Consider the following 23,976-nt stretch of genomic DNA (forward strand, 5'->3'; position numbering starts at 1 on the left):
TGTCAACATTCTCGTGAAAGCAATTCAGAGCGGGCACTGCGATGAGGGCAGTCCACTGGCCTTCAGGATTTGATCTCCGAAACCTCGCGGGTGCTGTCGGCGAAGGAATCAATTTCGACGTTCATGCTCTGCGCGAGTGTCAGCAGTAAATTGCTCAGTCTGGCTTTCTCGTTTGCTGGTCGGGAGCAGACGCCGTAATGGGACGTCTTCAGATTTCCTCGTTCATCGACGTCGTATCCGTCGAAATGCCCGTCGTTGAAGTCGACATGAAGACCATGTTTGAAGCCTGCATTTTTCCCGCCAGCGACGATTGTCGGCAGGTTGGCGTTGCCATGACTGTGGCCATACGCCATGCCGCTTCCAAAGAGCACAACGGTGCTGTCGAGCAACGGTCCGTGGCTGTCTTTGGTTTCCTGAAGTCGACCGAGGAAGTACGCAAACTGCTCGATGTTGAAGATGTCGCTTTGCGTGAGACGTTTCAGCTGTTCCGGATCGCCGTTGTGGTGCGACAGGGCATGCCGGGTCTGGGCAATTTTCAATTCGGGAATCGGGAGTCCAAGCCCTTCATCCCCCGTCCCGAACGTGGCGACCCGGGTCATATCGGTTTCGAACGCCAGCAGCATCAGGTCATACATGGTGCGGTAATACTCGCCCGGCGTCTCGTTCTGTGAAATGTGCCGCGTGATCCGCTGCCGGTCTGCATCACGGACGTCCGGTCTGGGGACGTCGAGCCAGTCGTTGGCCCGTTGAGTTCGAATTTCGATCTCCCGCACGGAAGTCAGATACTGATCCATTCTCAGCCTGTCATCATACCCGATGCGGTGCCGAAACGACTGTGCTTCGTCGAGCACAGCATCAAGAATGCTGGTCCGTCTGGCGAGTCCGCGACGCTCGGCAGCCACTCCCCCTTCGGGAACTTCAAAGAGCCGCTTGAAGACCTCGGCGGGATTGATCATCGCCGGCAGATTGATTCCGTCATGGTTATTGGAGATGGACTTTCCGGTCTGACTGAGTTCCAGAGAGGGGAAACGGGTTTGCGAAGCGGTGACTTCCGCGATCAGCTGATCCACTGTCACGCTGTTACGTTCGGTCGGTCCGATTTTCGCACCACTCAGCCAGATGGACTGGCAGTTGTGATGATGTCCCAGCCCGTTCGGATGATGCAGTCCGCTGATCGGTGTGAGCACATCCCGAAAGCGTTCCAGCGGTTTGAGAATCTTGCTGAACGTGTAATCGGCACCGGACTGGAGAATCTGGTAGTCGAGCGTGTTGACGCCATTGGGCAGATAAATGAAGACGCTGCGTTTGGGGACGGTGACGACGTTTCCCGATGCGGAGATCGGCCGCATGCAGTCCAGAAACGGCAGTGCAATGGCAGCGCCGAGACCTTTGAGGACATGTCGTCTGTTGACGAGCCAGTTCTGACGCACGAACGGCATTCCAGATCTCCCACCTGAGCTGTAGAACAAAACAGAGATATCAACGCATCTGAAACAGATCCGACAGAACCAGACACTCAATCACATCCTGCAAGCGGGCCCCTCGCTCCTGTGCCTGCCGGGCGATCGTGCGTATCTGTTCCTGGTCGTCCACTGTCATGACGCGTCGAAGACTGTAGACCGCGAGCTTCTCCACAAACGCCTCGACGAAACGCTCGGAGTTGGAGAGCACCAGTTGTTTGAAATCGTCGGCATTCTGAAACGGACGTCCATCGGCGAGAGTCCCGGAAGCATCAATGGGAGGACTCTCCCCCGTGCCGGAGGCAGTGACTTCATGCGTCTGCCAGCGACCGATGGCGTCATAATTATTGAAGGCAAATCCCAAGGGATCGATCTTCCGATGGCAGGCTGCGCAGCTGGCATGGGAAACATGTGCCTCCAGCTTCTGACGAATGGTCGCTTTAGGGGACTCAGCTGGGGTCGGCTCGATCGGTTCGATATTGGGAGGGGGCGGACTCGGTGTTTCGCCCCAGATCGTTTCCGACAGCCAGACTCCGCGATGCACTGGTCGATGCCGGGTTCCATCAGAGGTGAGAGAGAGGACCGACGCATGCGTGAGAATCCCTCCCCGACGGTCTTCCGGCCGAAACTGTACTCGCTGAAACTCGGTACTCGACAACTGCGGAAGGTGGTAGTGCAGCGTCAGTCGGGGATTCACCATGCTCCAGTTGGAGTCGAGAAATTCCAGAATGGGAAGGTTCTGTTGAAAGACCTCATCGAAATAGGCCGTTGTCTCCAGCGTCATGCTGGTTTCCAGCCAGGGATCGTAATCGGGATAAAGTTTCTCATCCGGTGGGAACATCCCCACTTTGGCAAGCTGCAGCCACTGGAAGGGGAAGGACTTCGTGAATCGTGCGATCCGGGCATCCGCGAACATCCGTTTGAGCTGGGAGCGAAGTACCTCGGGTTCGTGCAACGTTCCATCTCGGGCAGTCTGCAGCAACTCGTCGTCCGGCAGTGAACTCCAGAGAAAATAAGAGAGTCGTGAAGCCAGTTCCCAGTCCGTCAGCGTCGTTCGTTTCTCCTCCGGGCTTCCTTCCGTGAGGTAGTAGAAGTTCTGTGAAACCAGGATGGCCTGAAGCGAGGATTTCATGGCTTGCCGGAACGTCGTTCCCGCTTCCATTTCTTCACGGACGATGGCGACGTAACGGTCGGTTTCGACTTGCTGGACAGGTCGTCGCCACGCGCGCTCGGCAAAAGCCTGCAGACAGCCCCGGACCTGATCGAAGTTCCCCTCATCCACCGGAAAGTAGGGCTTGCGTTTGAGGAGCTCTGCATCGGTCGTCAGAGGACCTTCCCATTCAAGCCAGTCGAAGATGAGCAGCGGGTAAAGTGGATTGCCGTCATCGTCGGTCACTTTCCGCTGCCAGGGGGCGCGGGACTTTGGATCATCGAGCGTCGTGAAAATGAAATTCGCAGGCTGCCCGCACCGTCCCAGATTCGACGGCCCGGGGACTTCGTTATTGATGGTGATGTCTGTTCTGCCTGCCGGGAGGTAAGCCTCGAACTCGAGGATCACCGGTTCCCCTTCCGGAGCCAGGACATCTGCTTCGAAGATCATCCGCTCGAGGGTTTTCAAATAAATTGCCACATGTGGAGCGCGGCCGTTCTTGGGGGCCAGTCCGCTGATCTTCAGACGCCCACGATAAATTCCGGCATCCTGAAGCTGATAAACAGGATTCAGGTTCCCCAGCCGGTGTCCCGGCCACAGCAGAGTCCGGGCACGCTTCGCCAACCCAGAGGCCTCAAGCTCCCCCCTCTTCTTCTCATTCAGCCAGTCGATATCAAGGGCATCGCGGCGGACCTGGATTCGCTTCGCATCCTGATCTGGATACGCATCATTGATGATCCGTTCCGCCGCAGCGAGATACTTTTCGACATGCGCGGGCGAGAGCGTCAGCTGAGATCCGATTCGCTCAAACCCCTGCCATTGGGGATCCGGAGTGAAAGCCCCGGGAGCTTTTGGATCGAAATGCACTCCTAAGAGATCGTAGATCGTGAAGGCATATTCCTCGCGGCTGAGCCGATAGTGATCGACTGGCCCACGACGGGCCATTCTGGCTTTCCTCCCCTCGCTGATCCGCGCTCCCAGCCAACCGGTGACGGCTTCCAGTTCAGATGAATCGGGTTGAGGTTCGTCCGGAGGAGGCATTTCGCCGGCGTTCATGCGTTCCAGCACGGCTCCCCACCGCTGGGCATTCAACTCCGTCTCGAAGTTGGGGGAAAGCGTATCAATGCGAAATTCCCCTTGCTGGTCAGCGGGGCCGTGACAGCGCAGACAATGCTTGTTTAAAAACGGGAACGCTGCCTGGTCAAAGTCCGACGGACCAGCGAACGTCCGCGAGTCCACCGACCATTGGGTCAGCACGGCAACCATGCAGTGAAAAAGGAGAAATCTGAGATTGGACTTAATGGTCGGCACCGGCACTCTCATCAACTTTCGAGGAGTTCTCAGACTTCTTCTGGTAAATCGCCCGCCCCCAGGTTGCTGCCCGGTTGTAGTTCCAGCCTTTGGCTTTCGGATTGACGATGTCGATCAGTTGCCCCTTCCAATTGTGTCCTTCCGGGCCTGACCAATGCGTCAGCCAGGTCATCCCCAGGGTATCACCGCCGCGTGGAGGATCGTTTGCCGCATGCAGAAGTTCCCAGGGGATGGCATATTCGACCGTGTAGCCCATGCCGTCAGAATGTTTGCGGAACGCTCCCCGGTAGCCGGGTGGATTCACACGCCGTCCGTGTTCATCCATTCCGTACTTCACGTGCAGGCAGGGAAGCTGTTCCGGTTCGTAATACCAGAGAACCAGGAAGCACAGCTGGTCGTTCAGATCTTCGGTCAACAGCTTGCGGTAACCGTCCTCTTCATTGATCGACTGCCCTCGGACCGGCCAGCCCATGTTCCGGTCGGTCGAGACCCGCAATGCGAGGCAGCCTCCATGGCCATAAAGATTCTGCTGAATATGAGGGGAGACCGTACTCCGCATCGGGAAGGGATCTCCCACAACCGCGCCGATGTACAGATACTTGTCGTCGAACATGGCCGCCCCGCGCATGTGGTAGTACGTATCGAACGGCGGTTCGCATCGGCTTTCGAACTGACCGCTCAAGTCCCAGTCATTCAGCTCTCCGTCAATGACTATGTCACGAGGCGCCGGCGGGATATGCAGTTCTTCATGCCGCGACTTGTTGTAGATCCCCGTGTCGAGTTTTTCAGGATCATTCTTGTCTTGAGGATCGGGAAGAAAGCGGACAAACCGATTGGGCCGGAAATCCAGTTCGCGCGGAACTGCATTGGAACCTTGATGAATTCGCACAGCCTGTCCGCTGCGAACGCGGACGCTACGGCTTGAGGTATCGAGGTTGGAAGTCGCGTTAGCGATGACTTCCCCGACATAGACCTGCACTGCGGTCCCTGACTGGTCCCCTGTCGAGATCCCGAACTCGGTACCGAGGTCGATCACGCTTGCTTCCTGTGTTTCACAGACAAAGCCGATGGCCGCCTGCGGGACGTTGAACACCGCATTCCCCCGCACAAGTCGGGCGTGCATGACATCGGTGAGTATCAACTCAGCCGGCCCCTGCAGCACCACCTTGATGCCGTTGATCATCTGAATCTCGGCGGTCCCCTCCGGCAGATTCCAGACCCCTGCCCCCAGCTTTCGGCCAACTCCCCAGTCTTTTTTGAGCGAGGAATCGATGCCATAGACTCGCGTCACAGCGGCGAGAAATGAACCGGAAGACGACTCCGCGGGATGGGGTCGTAGCGGAAGCACCTGCGCTGAAAGCACCAGCAGCCCCGCCAGGACGACCAGACAGCCCAGGGACAGAAGGATCCAGACGCGTCTACTCGAACGCTTCTGGAGTTTCTTTTGAGAGTCGGTGGGGGGCGTTGATGACAGCAGATCGACGGTGTCAACGATCGATCCTTCAGCGAGAAGGTCAGTGAGTCCCACTTCCAGCAGCATCTGTTCGATATAAGCCATTCTGGCATCAGCACTGCCAGTCAGGATTTCTTCGAGCCGAGAAAAGCTGTCGCGGTCCAATTCCCCATCGATCCCGCACGAGATCTGCTCGTCCAATGTCATCTCGGTCGATGGTGGAGGTTCTGGCCGATGTTCCGATTTCATCTTCAGCGGCCCTTCATGATTGAGCAGGAATTTCCATGGAGGGATCGCCCAGACGATGCGCGATGCACTTCAGCAATGCTCCGCGAATGCGATACAGGGTCTGGCGGATCGAGCCCTTGGGGCGGCTGAGCTTGCCAGCGATCTGATCCAGCGTGAAGTTGTTACCGTAGCGAATTTCGAGCAGCTGCCGCTGAGGCGACGGGAGACGGTGCAGACAGTGTTCGAGCGCTTCACGCCGATGGTCGACCGTCTCGGCCAGTCCGTTGACATCGGCTGCAATCAGATCGATGAGATCCGGCTTGAACGCCAGACGATCCCGTCCTTTCTTTTTGCAGTGTGTCAGCACCTGATACCTCGCGACTGTACTGGCCCACGCCCAGAAGTTGGACCCGTTTTGAAACTCTCCTGACTTTCTCAGCAGCAGAACGTTGGTGTCCTGCCAGACATCCTCCACATCGCGGACGTCGAACAGCAGACACCGGATCAGTGCCCGTAAACGGTTCTGATGACGCGTCAGTTCGCGGAGGAACTCTTCCAGCTCTTCAGGGGGACCTGACGGGTTCGATTGCATCCGCGAGTTTGTCCTTCTCCACGACTGCAGAATGACTGCTGCTGTCTGATGGCGCGATCCGTCATCAGGATCAACACCGATTTGCTGAAACTGATCTTCGAATGTCGAATTCCATCATTTTTGTGTTGATTGCAGTCCACTCGAGCGCCATGAAATGATGGACAAACTTGGCGACGTTGATCTGAATCACGGATCGACAAAAGCGGAGACGCCGTTGATTCGACACAATTGCCTTCCAGCATGCCACTTGCAAAATTGGAAGTCAATCTCCGCCCAACCGAAGGAACAACCGGACCAACGACGATTTCCATGCCCTTCAAACGACTGAGATCGCTGGGGAGATGAGCCCCGGGTTGAGGGGATGCCCCCAGACAACTTTGTTGAGAACTGTTTCCCGGCTCTCAAAATAGTGAATCAGCTTCGTAGCGTTTTCATGACCGTTTACTGGAGGTCCATTCATGATCAACCGACACCGAATGTCGGGGTTCACCCTGATCGAACTGCTGGTGGTGATTGCCATCATTGGCGTGCTGATTGCCTTGCTTCTTCCAGCTGTTCAACAGGCACGTGAGGCGGCGCGACGGTCTCAGTGCAAGAACAACCTCAAGCAGATGGGGTTGGCAGTGCACAACTATCATGAGACGCACGGCGTGTTCCCCCCGTCCGTCATCATCGTCGACTCCGCGACGGGACAAGGCGACTGGAGTGCCCCGCAAGGGGACAGCGGGCTTGGCTGGGGAACTTTTATTCTTCCGTTTGTCGATCAGGGAGCACTGGCGAATGCCATTGCGGGACGACTCCCGTTGCTGGGAGGGAAGAGCTGGGAGCAGGATAACTCCGGTGCAGGGAATCTCGTTGAACTTGCAAAGACCGGATTGTCGATCTACCGCTGCCCTTCGGATCCGATGGGGCCGCAAAACAAGGAAATGCGAGCCTGGGCGGCGACGATGACCGGAGGTTTCTTCACCGTAGGAACCTCCACCTATGTCGCCTGTGCCGGAAGCGGGTATGCCAGCGAGCCCAAGTACACCAACGGCATCTTTCAACTCAACGGCAAGTTCAGCGTCAGAGACGTCACTGACGGAACGAGCAACACTTTTCTGATTGGCGAACGGGGCACGACAGGCAAGAAGAAACACGATCGCCTGGGGGCAATCTGGATCGGCAAGCGTGAAGGGAATATCCAGTACGGACATCACGAAGTTTCCAGCATCATCTGCTATCGCTGCGATCCCAGCCAGTACATCGTGTATCCTCAGACTGTCCTGAACAGCAATCTGGACGACTGGAATAACGCAGCGTTCCGCAGCTCCCACACCGGGGGAGTTCAGTTTGTGCTGGCAGATGGTTCCGTCCGCTTCGTCAGCGAGAATGCTGATCACCTCGAACTGCTGCCTCACCTCGCGGGAATGAATGACGGTCGAGTGATCGGAAATTTCTGAAGATGTCTGATGAGGCGGTTTCATAACTGGGAGGGCGAGGCTCCCGCCGAGCCTCAAACCAGTGAACGGGTGATCTTTTATGCGGCTCAGCAGGAGCTTCGCCCTCCCGAATCGCGATCGCAAAGGGTTATGAAACCAGCTCATATCACTCCCGCTGAAATCTCCGGCGGGAGTGATGTCAGTTTCCGTATTTGATTTCCAGATCGCTGACAGGCTTCAGAATTTCGATGGTCTGTTTTTCCTGAAGGTAAGGGGTCATCAACTTCTTCGACTTCTCCAGATGCGGGTTACTCGGATCGGTGTTCAAAAGAACGGCCACGGAGTGAGTGGCGACGACCGCTCCATCGCCGTCACCGTAAGTGGAAAGCTGAAACTTCCCGTTCTCATCGGTGTAGCCGGCTCCCGACTTGCCCGGGACATTGGCCTCACGCCCCGAGCCAGGCTGCGGGGTGAAGACCACATAAACCCCAGGGACGGGTTCACCGTTACTGGTGACGCGTCCACTCACAGGAACTGTGCGGAACGGGTCCTTCGCACACCCGCTCGCAATGACCAACGCCAGCAGGCTTACGGTGACTGTCAGTTTCATGGATCTTGCTCCCGACGGACTTCCAGGTTCAATCGGACATCCCGGCAGTCTACCGAACGAACCAAGCGTGTCGGAGAGTCCGCGAGTGTCTTCCTGAAGGAAATGTCGGGCGGGGAGCGAAGGTCAACATCGTTTTCTTCAGAAAGCCCGTTTCAGCAGGGAAGCGCCATGATGCTCGCTCGAAACCCGGCCTCGAGTTGGGAGCGCAATCAATTTGCGAGATCACCATTAACGGCCTGCGAATCCGACATAGGCGTCATCTGACCGACACGGTCCTTTGCCGCTGAGAGGATCGACCTATTTCAGGTCAATCTTGTAGTCGCGGATCGAAGGATCCAATTTCACCGACACGCCAGAGGTCTCGACACGCGAGAACTTTTCCGGAACGACGACAGGTTTAAACGTCAGTTCAGCCACCTTGGGAGCGACGGGATCTTTAGGGTCGTTCCGAGGCGGTGAGGATGCCGGTGGTAATGAGACAACGACTGCAATTCGGGCCAGCCCCGGCTTGAGATCATTCACCGCAAATGTTCCATCCTTGCGAATCAACGAAGACGCCACGGAAGCACCTTCATCAACGTTAAAATAGATTCGCCCATAGTTCAGTAGTTGTCCCTGATAATAGACGACGCCAGTATACTCTGACGAAGATTTTGCCGGACATCCGACTGCAGTGAGTGCAATGGTGCACAAAAGCGATATATTGCGAGACATTTTCGGCGACCCCTCCGACTGCAAATGAACCGTGACTGCCATTCCCTTAACCCTGACACATCTTGAAGTTCGACACCTGTTTCGTTTCGGCAATAATCGAACATTCGACCACTAAGGCTGCTTAGATTCACGGTTTAAAGCGTAAACCAAAACAGCCGTATGGACATTCAAAACTTTGAATCCAAGAATCTAAGACATCACTCATTCCGAGTTGTTATCCCGCCATGCGACGTGCTTTGGAGGATTCTTACCATTCCCCTTGAGTCTCCGCACCGTCACGTGTGCAGGCAGCCCAGAAAGCGGCCCCACTGACTGAACTGCTGACGAAACGAACGCTACCATCTCCCATAGCAACCTGAACTCCTCCCGAATGCTGCGATGCAACGGAGTTGGCAGGATCGCATTCGTCCGGCTTCGAGGTTTTTTGCGGGACAAGACTATCGCCGGTAATCAGGTTAATGCCATGCCCTCCACCGCCGAAAATGGCAGTAAACCGAATGTCATCCTGGCGGAATGCATGGGCCCATAAGGTTCCATAGTCGTAAGCACCGTCAGCATTCCCGCACTTCTGCAGGGTCTCTGCAAACAGGATTGTATTCGAAAGGCCGTCCGTGACATCTCGCATCTTCTGTGGCTTGTCTTCGCCTCTGAAGACCTGGTAGTTGTACTCGTAGCTCGTCAATGCCCATTCGGAGTTGTAGACCCCTCCGACTGCACTCGAATCTGAAGGGCAAAGGTATGTGGGAATCACATAACGGGCTGCATAAACTCCATTAATTTGCGTGTAGGTTACATGTTTTGATTGATCGAATAGGGATTTCTGTTCAATGTAAGGAAGCAGATAGAAGAAGAGGGATCCTTTTTCAGTACAATCCCACCAGCTTACACAATCCAGGCGAGCCCCCCATGGAAAGTGCTGATAGGTGTCATGAAAGTTGTGCGTGCCCATTGCAATCTGCTTCATGTTGTTCTTGCACTGACTTCTCCGAGCAGCTTCTCTTGCCTGTTGGACAGCGGGCAGAAGTAGTGCTATCAGGACAGCAATAATTGCGATCACGACCAGCAACTCGATCAGGGTAAAACCAGCGTTCAACGTTCGACTCTTTGACGATAACTTGAATAAATTCACATTCTTTTGCATTTCCGGTTTCCCCCTGTTCATAAAGAGCATGTCGAATTAACAAAATACTTCATCAAAACGCAAGTCTAACCCTGCTTGTCCAATTCCAACTTTTTCAGACTTGAGAGGGCGAGCGTGCCCGCTTTCACCACGCCACCCTGAACGACCGCCAGCAGTCTGGTGCGGTCTTCCAGAATCGAAATGTCCTCAATCACATCACCATCGACGACCAGAACATCTGCAAGTTTCCCAGCCTGCAGCGTGCCGAGTTCATCAGCTCGGCCCAGAATCTCGGCTCCTGTCTGCGTCGCACACTTCAGTGTTTCCAGGGGAGTGAAGCCGACGTGCTTCACAAAGAATGTGAGCTCGCGGGCATAGTCTCCATGCGGGTTCCAGCCGAAACCGTAATCGCCCCCCATTCCGATCCGTCCGCCAGCCCGAAGAATACGGAGGGCCGATTCACTGCCTCCGTCCAGGGTTTCCTGATGACCGTCGATCACCCGCTGGGATAAGCCGAATTCTGGCCCGCGCACGATGCTGGCATATTCAAAATAAAGGGCCGGCACGCAGGGAACGTCCCGTTCGAGCAGCAGGTCCATCGCTTCGTCGTCCATGAACGTGCCATGTTCAATGGCGTCGTATCCTGCACGCAGAGCGTTTTTGATTCCTTCTGTCGCGCGACAATGCCCCGTGACTTTCAGCCCGTGATTGTGAGCGGTCTGCACGACTGCATGCATTTCGTCAAAGGTCATACAGAGCGTGTGATGATCGTTGGTGTCCGGAGCAGCGGCATCACCGGTCGGGTAGGTCTTCACCCACTCCACCCCATCCTTCACCAGCTTGCGGACAGCAGCTCGAGCTTCATCCGGACCGTTTACCAGCAGGACCAGACCGTCCATGCCGATTTTGCGGTAATCAGGGTTCCAGTCCATCAGTCCCCCGACTCCACAAATCTCCCGCCCGCTGGCAGCCAGACGGGGACCGGGAATCAGGTCATTTTCAATCGCTTTTTTCAGCCAGACATCCACATTGAAGAGGCTTCCGCCACTGCGCGCGGAGGTGTACCCGCATTCCAGCGCCAGCTTCGAGTTGCACGCGGCCAGCAACGTGACGTATTCAACCGGGTACTTAATGTCGAGATCTTCAAGTGCAGCCACGTTGAAGTACGTCGGATGAAAATGGGCTTCGACCAGCCCTGGAAGTATCGTTCCGCCACGGGCATCGATCGTCTGGACCGCCTCGTTCACCGGCGGTGCGGAAGCAGCGGCTCCGGCGTAAACGATCCGGCCATCGCGGGCGATCAGCACGCCCTCAGGAATGGGTGGAGCCCCGGTGCCGTCCACCAGTTGCCCATTGCGAATCACCAGAGTTCCCTGCGCCGATTTCATACCTGCAGTTCCTTTCGTACGCCGGTCCGTGGCGCAGGTGAACGAGCTGTCTCCAGCGAAGCAATGAAGGCGTGGCACAGATTCAGGACTTCCTGAGTCCGGGCCCAGTGCAGGAGGTGAGGAGCCCCCTTCAGCGGGACCAGAGTGCAGTCCTCAATTGACGTTTGTAACTGAGCAGCATCGGAATCTGTCAACATTCCTCCCGCGGAGAGATCCGCCTGCAGCACCAGAACCGGACAGCGAATGTTCTGAAAAATCCGGTCACGGTGGTATCCCGCCAGCCAATCTGCAGCGATGACCGGCGAGAGCACTTCCGGATCCAGCGCTTTCAGGCACTGAGCAGTGAACCGGATGCTGACAGGATCTCGCACCTCTCCAAGCACTGAGCCTTGCTGAGTCTTTGGATCGATCCATGGGAGCAGAGCAAGTTCGGCAGCGAGATCCTTCAATGAGATCTTCGCTCCTGCCAGTTCCCGAAGTCGCTGAAAGTAGAGCTGCAGAGGAGTTTCACCGATCCGACTCCCCATGGTGTCAAAGGGGGGATCTTCGAGAATCAGACCGCGGACAAGTTCAGGAGATTCCGCTGCGGCTGCGGCCGCCACCATGGCTCCCAGCGAATGTCCGTAAAGAACCGTCGGCCCGTCGGTTTTTCTCAACAGTTCCAGTGCATCGGGGACGTAATCCACCGCTCGGTAGCCGTCGACCGAGCGATCAGACTTGCCGTGCCCGCGGAAGTCGATTGCATGGATTTGATGCTCAAGCGAGAGAGCAGAAAACAGCGGCTTGAACGTCTGCCAGTTACGAGTGACGCCGTGAAGGAAGGCGATCGGCTTGCCGGATGTTTGCGTGTGCACCCGAAGCAGACGTAAGTCGTTCAGGGGAATCCATTCTTCGCGGAAGAAAGACGGCATGGCGAGAATCGTCCCAACTCACTTATGCGAAAGTGGTTTCGATCGAAATATATCTTGATCGCACTTGTTTCCCGCCGAATGGGCGGCTAAGATGCACGCAGGATTCTGTATGCAGAATTCAGATTAGCAGGAGTTGATAGGGTCGTCAACTCTTTGCCCATAAGTTTCATCGCCGCCGTTTCCGAGAGGCTGTTATGCTTCCTGATGCACTTCGTTCACCCGTCACTCGCTCCACGCTGTCAGACTCTGTCTACGAGACACTGCTGGAGGCGATCGTGGCCGGTCGTTTGTCTGCCGATACGGTCCTCACATCGGTCCAGCTGGCCGAACAACTGCGGGTCAGTCGAACCCCGGTTCAGGAAGCGTTACGAAAGCTGGCAGCAGACGGCCTTGTGGTCTGCACCGCCGGACATCGGGCGCGGGTTGTCCGATTCTCTCGGGAAGATGCGCTGGAGATTTATGACCTCCGCATTCTTCTGGAAGGAGAATCGGCAGCCAGGGCAGCTCTCCGCGCGACCCCTGAAGAGGTCGCCGAGATGCGTCGACGGCTGGAAGAACTCCTCAACCTGCAGACGGATGTGGATTGGTGCGTCCGCGCTCTTGAGTGTGACCTGTGGTTTCATGAACAACTGGCCCGCGCCGCCCAGAGTTCACGGCTGCAGGCGGAGATCGATCGATATCGGCTGCTGGTGCGAAGCTTCTGTCGGATCGTCGGAAGCACACAAAACCTGCTCGACGCGGTTCAGGAACACCTCAACATCGTTTCGGCACTTGAAAAGCGTGACCCCGAGGCTGCTCGGGCCGCCATGGCTTCGCACATTGAGGCTCGTCTTCAAGTCGTCCTGCACGAGATCTTCGATTCGCCATCGACAACAGAATGACGAAGTCGACTGCCTCCCGTGCGATCGCTCCTCCAGGGATGAATTCCCTATCCAGTCTCCCCTCGTTTGCCTCCCTCATGATGACTTCTTTCACAAGTGGATTCGAAATGCCCGGCAGCGGAATCGAGACCTTCGGCGTTCGTCAAACCCGAATTGCCTTTCAGAAGTTCGTTTCTCAAATCCTGCTGTCCGTCCTGTTCTGTTGCCTGATTGTCAAATGCAGCTTTTCCGCCGAGCCGCCCAGAAAGATCGTGCTGATCGCTGGCCCCAAGAGTCACGGGCCGGTCGGCAACGGCATTCACGACTATCCATGGTCAGTCAAGCTTCTGAAAGTGATGCTCGACAACTCGAACATCAGCAAGGATGTGAAGGTCGAGTACCACCTCGATGGCTGGCCTGAAGATCCACGGACGCTGGACGACGCTGCAACGATCATGGTTGTTTCAGACGGCCGGGATGGGGATCTGTTTGCTGAAGCGCCACACTTCAGCAGTCAGGAGCATCGTGATCAGATCGCCAGACAGATTCAGCGTGGGTGCGGATTTGTCACGTTTCACTTTTCGACGTTCGCTCCTGACTCTCGGGCTGACGATATCCTGGACTGGTCGGGGGCCTACTTCGACTGGGAAACCGACGGCAAGCGTGACTGGTACTCCGCGATCCAGACAGCCGACACCGACATCCTGCTTCCATCGCCTGATCATCCGGTGGCCCGCGGAGTTCAGCCATTCCGCATGCAGGAAGAGTTCTATTTCAATCTTCGCTTCCGTGAAGGAGAGATGGCCACTCAGCCGGTTCTTGAAGTTCCAGCTCTTCCCGGACGTGAAGAGCAAGGGAAAGTGGTTGCCTGGGCGCGTCAACGGCCCAACGGAGGACGAGGCTTCGGAACCACCTGCGGACACTTCTATTCCAACTGGAAACAACTCGAGTTCCGCAAGTTGATCCTCAATGCACTGGCGTGGACGGCTCAGCTGGAAGTGCCCGCACAGGGAGTCGAATCACGTTACTTCACACATGAGGAGGTCACTTCCGCGCTCGCCGGAATGGATGAAACCGGACGCGCGATTGTTGAAGATCACGACAAGCCAATTCGCGTGCTGGTGCTTTCCGGGGCACATCACCCCGGCCATCTGTGGAAGCAGACCAGTCCGCAGCTCAAAGAGTTGCTGGAGCAGGATCCGAGAATTCAGGTCGACATTTCTGATAACATTGAAGACCTCGCGACCCCGCAGCTGCGCGACTATGACGTTTTAATTCAGAACTACTGCAACTGGATGCAGCCCGGACTTTCCGAGCAGGCGAAGACCGGCTTCCTCCAGTACCTTCAGGAAGGGGGCGGACTCGTCATCGTCCATTTTGCGAACGGTGCGTTTCACTTCTCGCTGCCCGAGGTTGGAGACTCGGACTGGCCTGAATATCGAAACATCTGCAGACGCGTCTGGGACCACACCGCCGGCCGCAGCGGGCACGATGCGTTTGGAAAATTCATGGTCGAGATCGACGATCACGATCATCCCATCACACAGGGGATGGAAGCGTTCGAAACGATCGACGAGCTTTACTTCCGCCAGCAGGGAGAACTGCCAATCCATGTGTTGGCTTCAGCAAAATCCGAGGTAACCGGCCAACTGGAACCCATGGCATTCGTGTATGACTATGGACAGGCGCGAATCTTTCAAACGGTCCTCGGACATGCAGTGGAATCACTGCGCACGGAAGGGACAGCCACTCTCCTGCGCCGTGCGACAGCTTGGGCGGCGCACCGAAAGCCTCAAGACCCAGCAGCAGTCAATCAGAAGAACGAATCCGGCGTCCCTCTGACGAAGGGGAGATTCGGAGAGGGTCTTGATGCCAGTCAGGATGGCGTTCTCGTTCCGGAACGCGATGAGTATGCCAGGCCCCCTCTGACCGTCGAATTCTGGACGAAACTCACAAATGCCGATTCCTACAACATTCTGATCGCGAACGAGGACAAGACTTCCGCAACGCACTGGGAGTTGTTTACGGTCCCGGGCACCGGATTACTCTGTGCCTATCTTCCGGGCCAGGATCCCGCCCATGTGAACTCCCAGTTCAACCTGTGCGATGGACAATGGCATCAGCTGGGAATGATTTACGAGCCGCAGCGGGTTCGCCTGTACGTGGATACTCAACTTGTTGCCGACCAGGCGATCCGGTTCCAGAACGGAACCGCCCGTCCCGGGCCGCTGGGCATTGGAACGCTTGTCGATCGTCAGTTGAGATGCGCGGGAACCATTGATTCAGTGAGAATTTCGCAAGGCGTGCGGGAGATCACTCCAATGGACCGGGAGTATCCACGCGATGACGCGACCATCGATCTCTGGCAGTTCAATGCGGGAGATCGTTTTGAAACCGTAAGATTGGACACTCCCGCGGAGAAAAAAGACCACTGGGGGAAGGAGGCTGTCGGATTCGACTGGAAGGAAGGAGACTCCGTCGACAGTCGCTGGAACCAGATGCAGGTCGGCCCTTTTCTGGCGTCCACTCTCTTTCTTCCAGGACAACCCCCGGTTGCGAAAGGACTCTCCATTCGCATTGGAGACGAGCAGCAGGCTGCGGTCTGCTTTGATACGGATCGCGCGGAGTTCCGTGGAGTGTGGACCGGACCGTTTTTGAACTTCAACCCCACGCGATTCGGATTGACCGACTCTCCCGAGGTGGCTGGAGAGCTCCTTTTCACCAGCGAGCCCATTGCAGATTCTGAACTGAAGAAGTCACAATTTCGAGGGCTTCGTCGACATGGATCGCGGGTGGTCCTCGAATACACACTCGGCGAGACGACCGTGGCGGAGACCCCATGGTGGGAGCATCTGGGTTCCCGTGACGTGCTCACGCGGACGCTGGAACTTTCTCCTTCACATGAAAGCACGCTCGTCCCGGTTCTCTCCGGACATCATCTCTCACAGGTGAAACTGCAGGACGAGTTCACTTGTGCGGTCATTCACACTCCCTCGCGGTGCCTGGCTGTGGCGGTTCGCGGGGCCGGCAAACCGCAGTTGAAGCTGGTCAGCAACAACAGTCTCATTCTCGATGCTCCTGCCGGGAATCAGCCTCGCCAGCTCCAGCTGATCTATTGGTCTGGTCCCGAAGGTGAAGTGCAGGACTTTCTGAAATCGCTGAAGAGTCTTCCGGAACCCGAATCGCTCAGTCAGCTCCAAACCCCGGGACCGTCGCAATGGAATGCGGAAATCGAGACAACCGGAACGCTCAGCTCCGATGCCGGTCCCTACGTGCTCGACACACTCACTCTTCCCTTCGAGAACCCTTATCGCGCCCTGCTGTTTCTCAGCGGACACGACTTTTTTAGCAATGGCGATATTGCAGTCAGCACGGTTCATGGCGATGTCTGGCGCGTCAGCGGGGTGGACGAGACTCTTCAGAAATTGAAATGGAAACGATACGCCACCGGCCTGTTTCAGCCTCTGGGTTTAAAAATTGTCGACGATCAGGTGTATGTTCTCGGACGCGATCAGATCACGCGGCTGCACGACGACAACAATGATCAGGAAGCGGATCGCTACGAATGCTTCTACAACGGTTATTTGACGTCACCAAACGGTCATGACTACGTTGCCTGTCTCGAAACCGATTCCAAAGGCAACTTCTATGTCGCTCACGCAAACGAAGGAGTGATTCGGGTCCATCACGATGGCAGCGGTCATGAGGTCGTCGCAACCGGCCTGAGAAATCCGAATGGACTTTCGGTCGGACCTGGTGACGTCATCACGACTGCCCCTCAGGAGGGAAACTGGACTCCCGCCTCAGCGATCTTCGAAGTTCGCCCCGGAAATTACTTCGGATACGGCGGGCCACGCGAGTCCCCTGAACGTCCGCTCGGCTACGATCCCCCGCTCTGCTGGATCCCCAGACTCGTCGACAACTCCACGGGAGGTCAGGCGTGGGTGACAAGCGATCGCTGGGGGCCGCTGCAGGGCCAGTTGCTGAGTTTCTCGTTCGGGAAATGCCGCATGATGCTGGTGCTGCGAGAGCTGATCAATGGCGGAACGCAGGGAGGGACCGTCAACTTTCCTTTCGACTTCGATTCCGGCGTGATGCGTGGCCGATTCAGTCCTTCCGATGGTCAGTTGTATGTCAGCGGACTCCGTGGCTGGGTCTCCGCAGCGGTTCTCGATGGATGCCTGCAGCGGGTCCGTTACACCGGGACTCCGGTCGACTTGCCGGTCGCGGTGAAAACCTACAGGAACGGACTGGCAGTCACCTACAGCCAGCAGCTGGACCGTTCTTCCATTCACCCGGATCGAGTTCAGGTGCAACAGTGGAACTATCGCTACGCTGTGGATTATGGATCCCCTGAGTACAGGGTGAAAGGGACTCTGGAAGAGGGACGCGATGAAGTTCCCGTCTCGTCTGTCACGTTGCTGGACGATGGCCGTACGTTGTTCCTGGAGATGGATTCATTGCAACCGGTGATGCAGATGAATCTGCAACTTTCTCTCGTGGCTGCGGATGGAACTCCGATCAAGTCGGACATTTCCTATACGCTTAACAGCATTGGCGAAGAAGCGATGGATTCTTCGCTGCTGGCAGGTCCCGGCAGCAGCGCACGCGTTCATTCAGAACTGGAAGCCCATCTGCAACCGGGGCTCGAAGTAAAGTATTCACAGTCCGGACGCGAGGTCGTCAGGACTCTGCGACTCGCAGCACTGCATGTGGACAAGGAAGAAGTCTGTGCGGGCGGGCTTCAACCCGGACCGTTCGCAGCCACAATGCGTGGCATCTTGACCGTTCCCTCGACAGGCAATTACAGCTTCCGGATTGCCGGAGCAGGAACAGCGGTTCTCAGCATCGACGAAGCTGCGGTAGCAAGTCTCCCTTCCGCGAGCGATGCTGCGTCCATGGAGCTCGAACTGCTGCGTGGATCACATCGCATTCAAGTCCAGTATGAATCTCCGCCAGAAGGGGCCGCGACGCTGCAGGTGCTCTGGTCCGGAACTGACTTCGCCGAAGAACCAATCCCGCCGGTTCTGCTACGGCATGATGGTCGCAACCCAAAACTTCTCGAAGCTCAACAACGACTACTTGGACAAAGTCTCGTCGAATCCCACCGTTGCCTGAAGTGTCACGAGGTTACTCCGAGCAGTTTCGCCAAGTTGCACGCGAGCAGGTTGCCGGACACCCCGGACCTGAAAAATCTCGGGAATCGAGTGCGGGCGGACTGGATCGCAAATTGGCTGATGAATCCTCAGCAACTTCGAAATCAGGCAGCGATGCCGGTGTTGTTTCATGGTGACTCAAGTTCGGATCGACAGGCCGCAGCTGACCTCGCTGTGTGGCTGACAGGAACATCGAACGCGTTCGTGTCCACCACCCCGACCGATTCCATCACTTCGGCCGGTCAGGGTGAAGAACTCTATGCCACGCTGGGATGTTATGCCTGTCACCGCATGACTCCCCCACAGGCCGAAGATGACTTCAACCGCATCTCCCTGCACTTCGTTGCACAGAAGTTTGCCCCGGGGAAGCTGGCGGAGTTCCTCAGACAGCCGCAGGCGCACTTTCGTTCCATCCCCATGCCGGACTTCCATCTCAGTGAATCGGAAGCCCAGGCACTGGCCAGTTACCTGAAATCCGCAGCTCCCGGAGAGCTTCTACCGTTCCCGGAGCTCGCTAGTGCCGATGCGGAACGAGGGAACCAGGCATGGAAAACGCGAGGCTGCATGAACTGTCATGCACAAGATGACAATCCTAAAACCACACAGCCGAAGCTCCCTCTGACTTTGCGAGCGCCCGGCTGTCTGAGTGAGTCGACTCTGCCGAACGACAGGCATCCAAGGTACTCTCTATCAGAAAGCGAGCGGAGCGCGGTGAAGAGTTACCTGACCGCTGCACTCACGGGGGAGCACAGCGAATCGAAAGTGGAAGCTTCCAGTAGACTCTTTACCAGTCTCCGCTGTAATGCGTGTCACTCCCGTGACTCTTCGAACAGCCCCCGGGCCGCCATCTTCGTGGAAGAGTTTGACACCGGCTTTCTGCCGGAAACGATTCCCTCACTGACATGGGCCGGTGATAAGTTGTACGCGGACTGGACGGCAGCCTTTCTGAGTGGGAGTGTTTCATCCAAACCGCGTCCCACTCTCAAGGCCCGGATGCCTTCGTTTCCCGCGTTCGCACAGGTCCTCGCGACGGGCTTTGCTGCCGAACATGGCCTCAGTGAGGAAGCCTCCAGTCATTCATACGATCCGAAGCTGGTGGCGATCGGGAACGAGCTGACACGTAAAAGTTCTGGTCTGGACTGCCGTCAATGTCACGGAGTCGGATCCGAGCAGGCCGTGGGCGACGGCCAGACACAGCTGGCTCTGGGGATCAATTTCGTCGACGTCCGTGAGCGGATCCGCCCTGAGTTCTATCGCCGGTTTGTGCTTGATCCCCCGCGTTTCGATGTCAGCACAAAAATGCCCAGGCTGGCGGCGGATGGTCTCACCACGAAAATTCGAACTCACTACGACGGCGATGCTCAGAAACAGTTCGAGGCGATCTGGAACTTCATTCAAAGTCTGCCCGCCGAACCCGCATCGGAGTCACCGGTCTCAGCAACTCGATGAACTCCGTAATGATTTACATTTATGCGCACACTTGAAGCGCGCAGCTAAACGGTCATTTCACGCGACTACCGTTGCTTTTCACGGCCCGGACGAGGAAGCGAATGCGGTTGTGTGATCAGTCCGTACATCTCCGGGCGGCGGTCAGCGATCCGGTCGATCGAGTGTTTTCCGGGAACCCGCACAACGTGTTTCTGGCGAGCGAATGCTGGATCGATCTCCGCATAAAGAATTTCGGGAGAGTCGGGGTTGGCATGCGCCAGCCAGAACCCGGTGGGATCCGCAATCTGGCTCTGCCCGATGAATCGAAAGCCCCGCTCATCACCGATGCGGTTGCAGGCGGCGAAGTAGATGTTGTTCTCCATCGCGCGGGTGCGAATCGCGAACTCCACCATCGAAGCAGCACCGCTGGGGAAATTCGTCGGTAATGCGATCAGGTCTGCCCCCTGCAGCGCCATCACCCGGGCCGACTCCGGAAACGCGGAGTCATAACAGATCCCCAGTCCGATACGGATGTCTTCCAGATCATAAACAGCGAACGGCTCATCGCCATAAGTGACAAAAGCATCGACTCCAAGGCACGGGAGATGAATCTTCCGATACTTCCCGATGACTCCCTCGGGTCCCATCAGCACAGCCACGTTATAAATTCCGTGCTCGGTCTCTTCGAGCATCCCGAAAACGGCATAGCTTCCCAGCTGATTTAGCTCTGCCTGAAAGCGCTCTGTCGCAGGTCCGGGGACAGGCTGGGCGAACGTCCGTGCTTCCTCAAGACTTTCAAAGCAATAACCCGTTAAAGCACATTCCGGAAAGATTGCTAATCGTGCACCGTTGGCGTTCGTCAGCCTGACGTGGTCGAGCATCGTATTCAGATTTCGCTCGACGTTTCCCAGGTGAACATCCATCTGAACGACAGCAATTTTCATTATGGATTCATTCCGTTGTGATAAAGTCATTGAAGTTGCCGAGACCGACTCACTTGCGAAACCGCTTCAAGATCCGGAAGATTTCGCAAACCCAGACCTTGTGATGGAGTCACTTCGCATGAGAAGAGTTTCCGTGTCTCTCTCGATTGTCCTGAGCTTCCTGTGCTTGGCAAGTCTGTCCTGTCATGAATTTCTTCATGCCGCCGATGCCCGTCCTGCGAGCGTCGCTGAGGCTGCCAAAGCCATCGACCTGACTCAGTTGCCCACGTTCACCGGCGCGGACCCCTCCGCTGATAAGCGAATCTCTTCGTTGACCTATCACGTCGGAGGGGATGTTAAAGCGGTTTATGAGTTTCATCGTAAGCAGCTGACGACGCAGGGCTGGAAAGAGCTGCCGCAGGCATCCGTGACAGATCAATACGCATCCGGTTCTTTCGGACGGAACGGATTCACGCTTTCACTCACGGTGATTCCCAGCGGCGAAGCCGGGAAAGTGAACGTTTCCCTGTTCAATCATGGCAACGTCGACCTTGGCAAACTTCCGTTACCGGCTGGAACAAAACCACTGTATGCCGGCCCCGCCAATGCCATGTTTGTCACCACGACCCCTGTCGCAGAAGCGGACAAGTTTCTCAAGACCGCTTTGGAGAAGCAGGGTTGGCAACCTTACGGAGATGCGGGTGATCAACATTTCTTTCGACAGAACGCAGTTCGCCTGAGCGTCAATGTGGCGAGTGCTCCGGCGCAGGCGGGGCAAACCATGATCACCTATTCAGCCGAACAGCTTTCCGCCGAACTTCCGGCTCCGGCAGACGCCATTGGCTTGCAGTATTCGGATTCGACTCATCAGGTGCTGTTCGACACAGACAAAAGTGAAGCGGACGTGATCAAGTTTTATCAGTCGGCTCTCGCGGGAGCGAAATGGAAATCGACTCTCGATAAGACGATCAAGATCGACTTCCACGACGTCATGATCTTCCGCAATCCCGCCATGGACCTGATCGAGCTGCACATGTACCCCGTCGAGGGAAAACTGCGAGTCGAAGCGACCTGGAAATCGGCAGCTCAGGTGGCGGAAGAAGAACGACTGGCCAAGGCCGCGATCGACGCCAAGAAAATGAAGAAGGGCGCCCCCTCTGGCAGCATCTCGATTGTCCTTCCTGCTTCTGCCGAGGAGGTCGACGCATCAGGGAAAAAGATCGAGTTCAAACTGGCGACAGGCACTGCCCGGAAACAGATCACGAAGTTTCAGGAAGAGATGAAAAAGGGGGGCTGGAAGGTCGACGACAGAGTCATGGAGCTTCAGGATCAGGTCGGAACATTCATGTTGGTGAATGGAGATCAGCAGATCTCTGTGACCTATGTCGACCCCGGCTTCATTCCCGCTCAGGTGACGCTGATGTCGCTGGGCGAAGATCTGAAAGTGGACAAACCCAAGTAGTGCTGAAGACGGACCGACGGTTCCGGCAACGCGAGTCCTTCCCGAGAATCTACTGGGGATGGACTCGCTTTCATTTTCACCCGGTTCAATAAGAAATCTGCCGGATTTCGCTCGAAGACGCAGTAAAGCGCTCGCCACTTGTTGTGCGTAAAACCCGCGAGTGAGCGATTCTCAACTGGAAGAAGAATCAGTTCAGCATGGCCAGCGAACGGGCACTCGAAAAGGACTTAGGGTTCATTGAACCCGAATCCCGGTCGAGGTCCGCCATGAAACATCGTCTTCCTGTCCAGCCTCGGAATCGACGAGGTGTGGTCCTTCTATTGGCTGCGGTTTGTCTGGCCGTAATGCTGGTGTTTGCTGCTCTCTGCATCGATCTTGGTTTTATCTGCAAGGCGAGGTCAGAGGTTCAGAACTGTGCGGACGCGGCAGCTCTGGCAGCGGCCGGAGAACTCTATCCCACTCCCCGGCCCCAGACGGCGGTCAAACTTCCGCTGGCCCTGCCCATCTACCAGCCGATCCGCCCCACCCCCAACGTGGCTCCAGCTTACTCTCAAGGAAAAATCGCCGGAGCAGCGAATCGCTGCGCGGAGAATCACAGTCTCACACTGCTGGATTCCGATTTCTCATTCGGCATTTACAACAACGGGGTCTCAGTCGGCCCTCCTCCGACGCTGCCCGTGGTCGATGGTCTGCTCGCGATGTTGAATCTCCGGACCGGGGACCAGACATTCGTGAACTCGTGCGAAGTCGTCGTCCGCCGGGACGCCCTTGCCAATCGTCCACTGAATCTCTTCTTCGCTCCGGCATTGGGAAGAAACTTTCAGACGGTGCACTGTTCCGCCAAAGCTGCAATCGATCGAGGGTACGGTCTGGGGCCCGGAGACAAAATGCTTCCGTTCGCAATGGACATCACGATCTGGAATGCTCTGCGATTCACGAACAGCGAAGTGAGCGCCGTCACGTTAAAGCCGCTCGGGGTCGACCTGGACACCACCACGCTTTCCGGACTGCTGGGCTCGACCGGATTACTCAACGTCTTGAACAGCGTCCTTCCCCTCTCCCTGATGGGGTCACCCATTCATGTTCTGGATGGCCATACCTACAAACGGGGCATGAGCACCGTGACGCCCGGTGCAGACGGCATCGATGAAGTTGTCCTTCTCGCGGATCAGCTGCAGGTGGTCAACAAGCTCGGGTTACTGGGGATCATCCTCTCGAGCGTACAGCGAATCCCCAGCTTGGTCGTCTCGCTGGAAACCGGAGCGGCGGGGTCGGCTCCGGATGCCGCCCGCATGAACGCTGTGCTGCGAAACGGGTTGACCGCCACCGACCTGCAGACCTTGACCGGATCGTCCTCAGGTGAAATGTGGCTGCCGTTCACTGCCAAGGGTTACTTCGAAATCCCCGACGCCTGTGAAGCCGATCTGATTGCCATCATCGGCCAGCCCCGGATCCTCCCGCTGTACGCGACTCTCCCCGGAACGGTCAACAAGGTGACCGACGTGCTCGGAGCCTCGCACTCCTTTCAACTGGTCGGCTGGGGAGGCGTGGTCATCACCAAGGTGAATCTCCATGGTCCGGTCCGTTATATCAACCTCCAGCCGGCAATCTATGCCAGGCATTCCATCAGAGCTGCGACCGGAAGCAAATCCAGCCTCCCTTCTTCGTACATGAGCGACGGTGTCTTTACCTCCCCACGGCTTGTGAAATGATGCCAGTGACGCGATCGTCGCCTTCGTCAAGGATGTTCCCCTCTTTCATCCGTTGAATTGCCGGGGAGTGTTTTTCT

General features: G+C 56.5%; 15 protein-coding genes. 5 read left to right on the forward strand and 10 right to left on the reverse strand.

Translation table 11 applies throughout. From position 1 onward, the window contains the following. Window positions 1–62 precede the first annotated feature (62 nt). From SH661x_RS12050 to SH661x_RS12065, 4 genes are read right to left on the reverse strand one after another with little or no spacing between them, the layout of a single operon-like run. Window positions 63–1,439 (reverse strand): DUF1552 domain-containing protein, encoded by a 1,377-nt coding sequence (locus SH661x_RS12050; RefSeq protein WP_437231154.1) that lies wholly within the window; start codon window positions 1,437–1,439, stop codon window positions 63–65. Window positions 1,440–1,479: 40 nt separating this feature from the next. Then, the gene (locus tag SH661x_RS12055) at window positions 1,480–3,921 is read right to left on the reverse strand and encodes a DUF1592 domain-containing protein (RefSeq protein WP_437221643.1); all 2,442 of its coding nucleotides are present in this window, start codon (window positions 3,919–3,921) and stop codon (window positions 1,480–1,482) included. Beyond that, window positions 3,908–5,623 (reverse strand): hypothetical protein, encoded by a 1,716-nt coding sequence (locus tag SH661x_RS12060; RefSeq protein WP_437221645.1) that lies wholly within the window; start codon window positions 5,621–5,623, stop codon window positions 3,908–3,910. The genes SH661x_RS12055 and SH661x_RS12060 overlap by 14 nt, the downstream gene beginning before the upstream one ends. Before the next feature lie 13 nt (window positions 5,624–5,636). Then, window positions 5,637–6,194, reverse strand: coding sequence for a sigma-70 family RNA polymerase sigma factor (locus SH661x_RS12065; protein WP_437221647.1), 558 nt, complete (start codon window positions 6,192–6,194; stop codon window positions 5,637–5,639). 458 nt (window positions 6,195–6,652) lie between these two features. Here SH661x_RS12065 and SH661x_RS12070 point away from each other — a divergent pair, with 458 nt between their 5' ends. Next, window positions 6,653–7,636: a DUF1559 family PulG-like putative transporter gene (locus SH661x_RS12070; RefSeq protein WP_437221649.1), complete on the forward strand. Its 984-nt coding sequence runs from the start codon at window positions 6,653–6,655 to the stop codon at window positions 7,634–7,636. 178 nt (window positions 7,637–7,814) lie between these two features. Here SH661x_RS12070 and SH661x_RS12075 read toward each other — a convergent pair whose 3' ends face one another. The 5 genes from SH661x_RS12075 to SH661x_RS12095 all read right to left on the reverse strand — a co-directional run bounded on the left by SH661x_RS12075 (window position 7,815) and on the right by SH661x_RS12095 (window position 12,358). Beyond that, window positions 7,815–8,225 (reverse strand): hypothetical protein, encoded by a 411-nt coding sequence (locus SH661x_RS12075; RefSeq protein ID WP_437221651.1) that lies wholly within the window; start codon window positions 8,223–8,225, stop codon window positions 7,815–7,817. Between the two features lie 297 nt (window positions 8,226–8,522). Beyond that, complete coding sequence (locus SH661x_RS12080; RefSeq protein WP_437221653.1) at window positions 8,523–8,786, reverse strand: hypothetical protein; 264 nt, start codon at window positions 8,784–8,786, stop codon at window positions 8,523–8,525. Window positions 8,787–9,186: 400 nt separating this feature from the next. Continuing rightward, window positions 9,187–10,080, reverse strand: coding sequence for a DUF1559 family PulG-like putative transporter (locus SH661x_RS12085; RefSeq protein WP_437221655.1), 894 nt, complete (start codon window positions 10,078–10,080; stop codon window positions 9,187–9,189). Window positions 10,081–10,145: 65 nt separating this feature from the next. After that, complete coding sequence (locus tag SH661x_RS12090) at window positions 10,146–11,447, reverse strand: amidohydrolase family protein (RefSeq protein WP_437221658.1); 1,302 nt, start codon at window positions 11,445–11,447, stop codon at window positions 10,146–10,148. Beyond that, entirely contained in the window at window positions 11,444–12,358 is a 915-nt protein-coding gene (locus SH661x_RS12095) for an alpha/beta fold hydrolase (RefSeq protein ID WP_437221660.1), read from the reverse strand. Before SH661x_RS12095 ends, SH661x_RS12090 begins: the two co-directional genes overlap by 4 nt. A gap of 194 nt (window positions 12,359–12,552) precedes the next feature. Here SH661x_RS12095 and SH661x_RS12100 point away from each other — a divergent pair, with 194 nt between their 5' ends. Together SH661x_RS12100 and SH661x_RS12105 are read left to right on the forward strand one after the other, a co-directional pair. After that, window positions 12,553–13,239: a GntR family transcriptional regulator gene (locus SH661x_RS12100; RefSeq protein WP_437221662.1), complete on the forward strand. Its 687-nt coding sequence runs from the start codon at window positions 12,553–12,555 to the stop codon at window positions 13,237–13,239. Between the two features lie 107 nt (window positions 13,240–13,346). Then, window positions 13,347–19,823 (forward strand): ThuA domain-containing protein, encoded by a 6,477-nt coding sequence (locus SH661x_RS12105; protein WP_437221665.1) that lies wholly within the window; start codon window positions 13,347–13,349, stop codon window positions 19,821–19,823. A gap of 65 nt (window positions 19,824–19,888) precedes the next feature. Here the strand turns inward: SH661x_RS12105 and SH661x_RS12110 are convergent, their stop codons facing one another. Further along, entirely contained in the window at window positions 19,889–20,746 is an 858-nt protein-coding gene (locus SH661x_RS12110; RefSeq protein WP_437221668.1) for a carbon-nitrogen hydrolase family protein, read from the reverse strand. Window positions 20,747–20,879: 133 nt separating this feature from the next. On the opposite strand from SH661x_RS12110, the gene SH661x_RS12115 reads away from it, so the two are divergent. After that, window positions 20,880–22,187, forward strand: coding sequence for a hypothetical protein (locus tag SH661x_RS12115; protein WP_437221671.1), 1,308 nt, complete (start codon window positions 20,880–20,882; stop codon window positions 22,185–22,187). Between the two features lie 266 nt (window positions 22,188–22,453). Continuing rightward, window positions 22,454–23,899 carry a pilus assembly protein TadG-related protein gene (locus tag SH661x_RS12120; protein ID WP_437221674.1) on the forward strand — a complete coding sequence of 482 codons (1,446 nt, stop codon included), beginning with the start codon at window positions 22,454–22,456 and terminating at the stop codon, window positions 23,897–23,899. Window positions 23,900–23,976 lie beyond the last annotated feature (77 nt).

The organism is Planctomicrobium stercoris (genome assembly GCF_051465655.1).
In the GTDB taxonomy this organism is placed as follows: domain Bacteria; phylum Planctomycetota; class Planctomycetia; order Planctomycetales; family Planctomycetaceae; genus Planctomicrobium.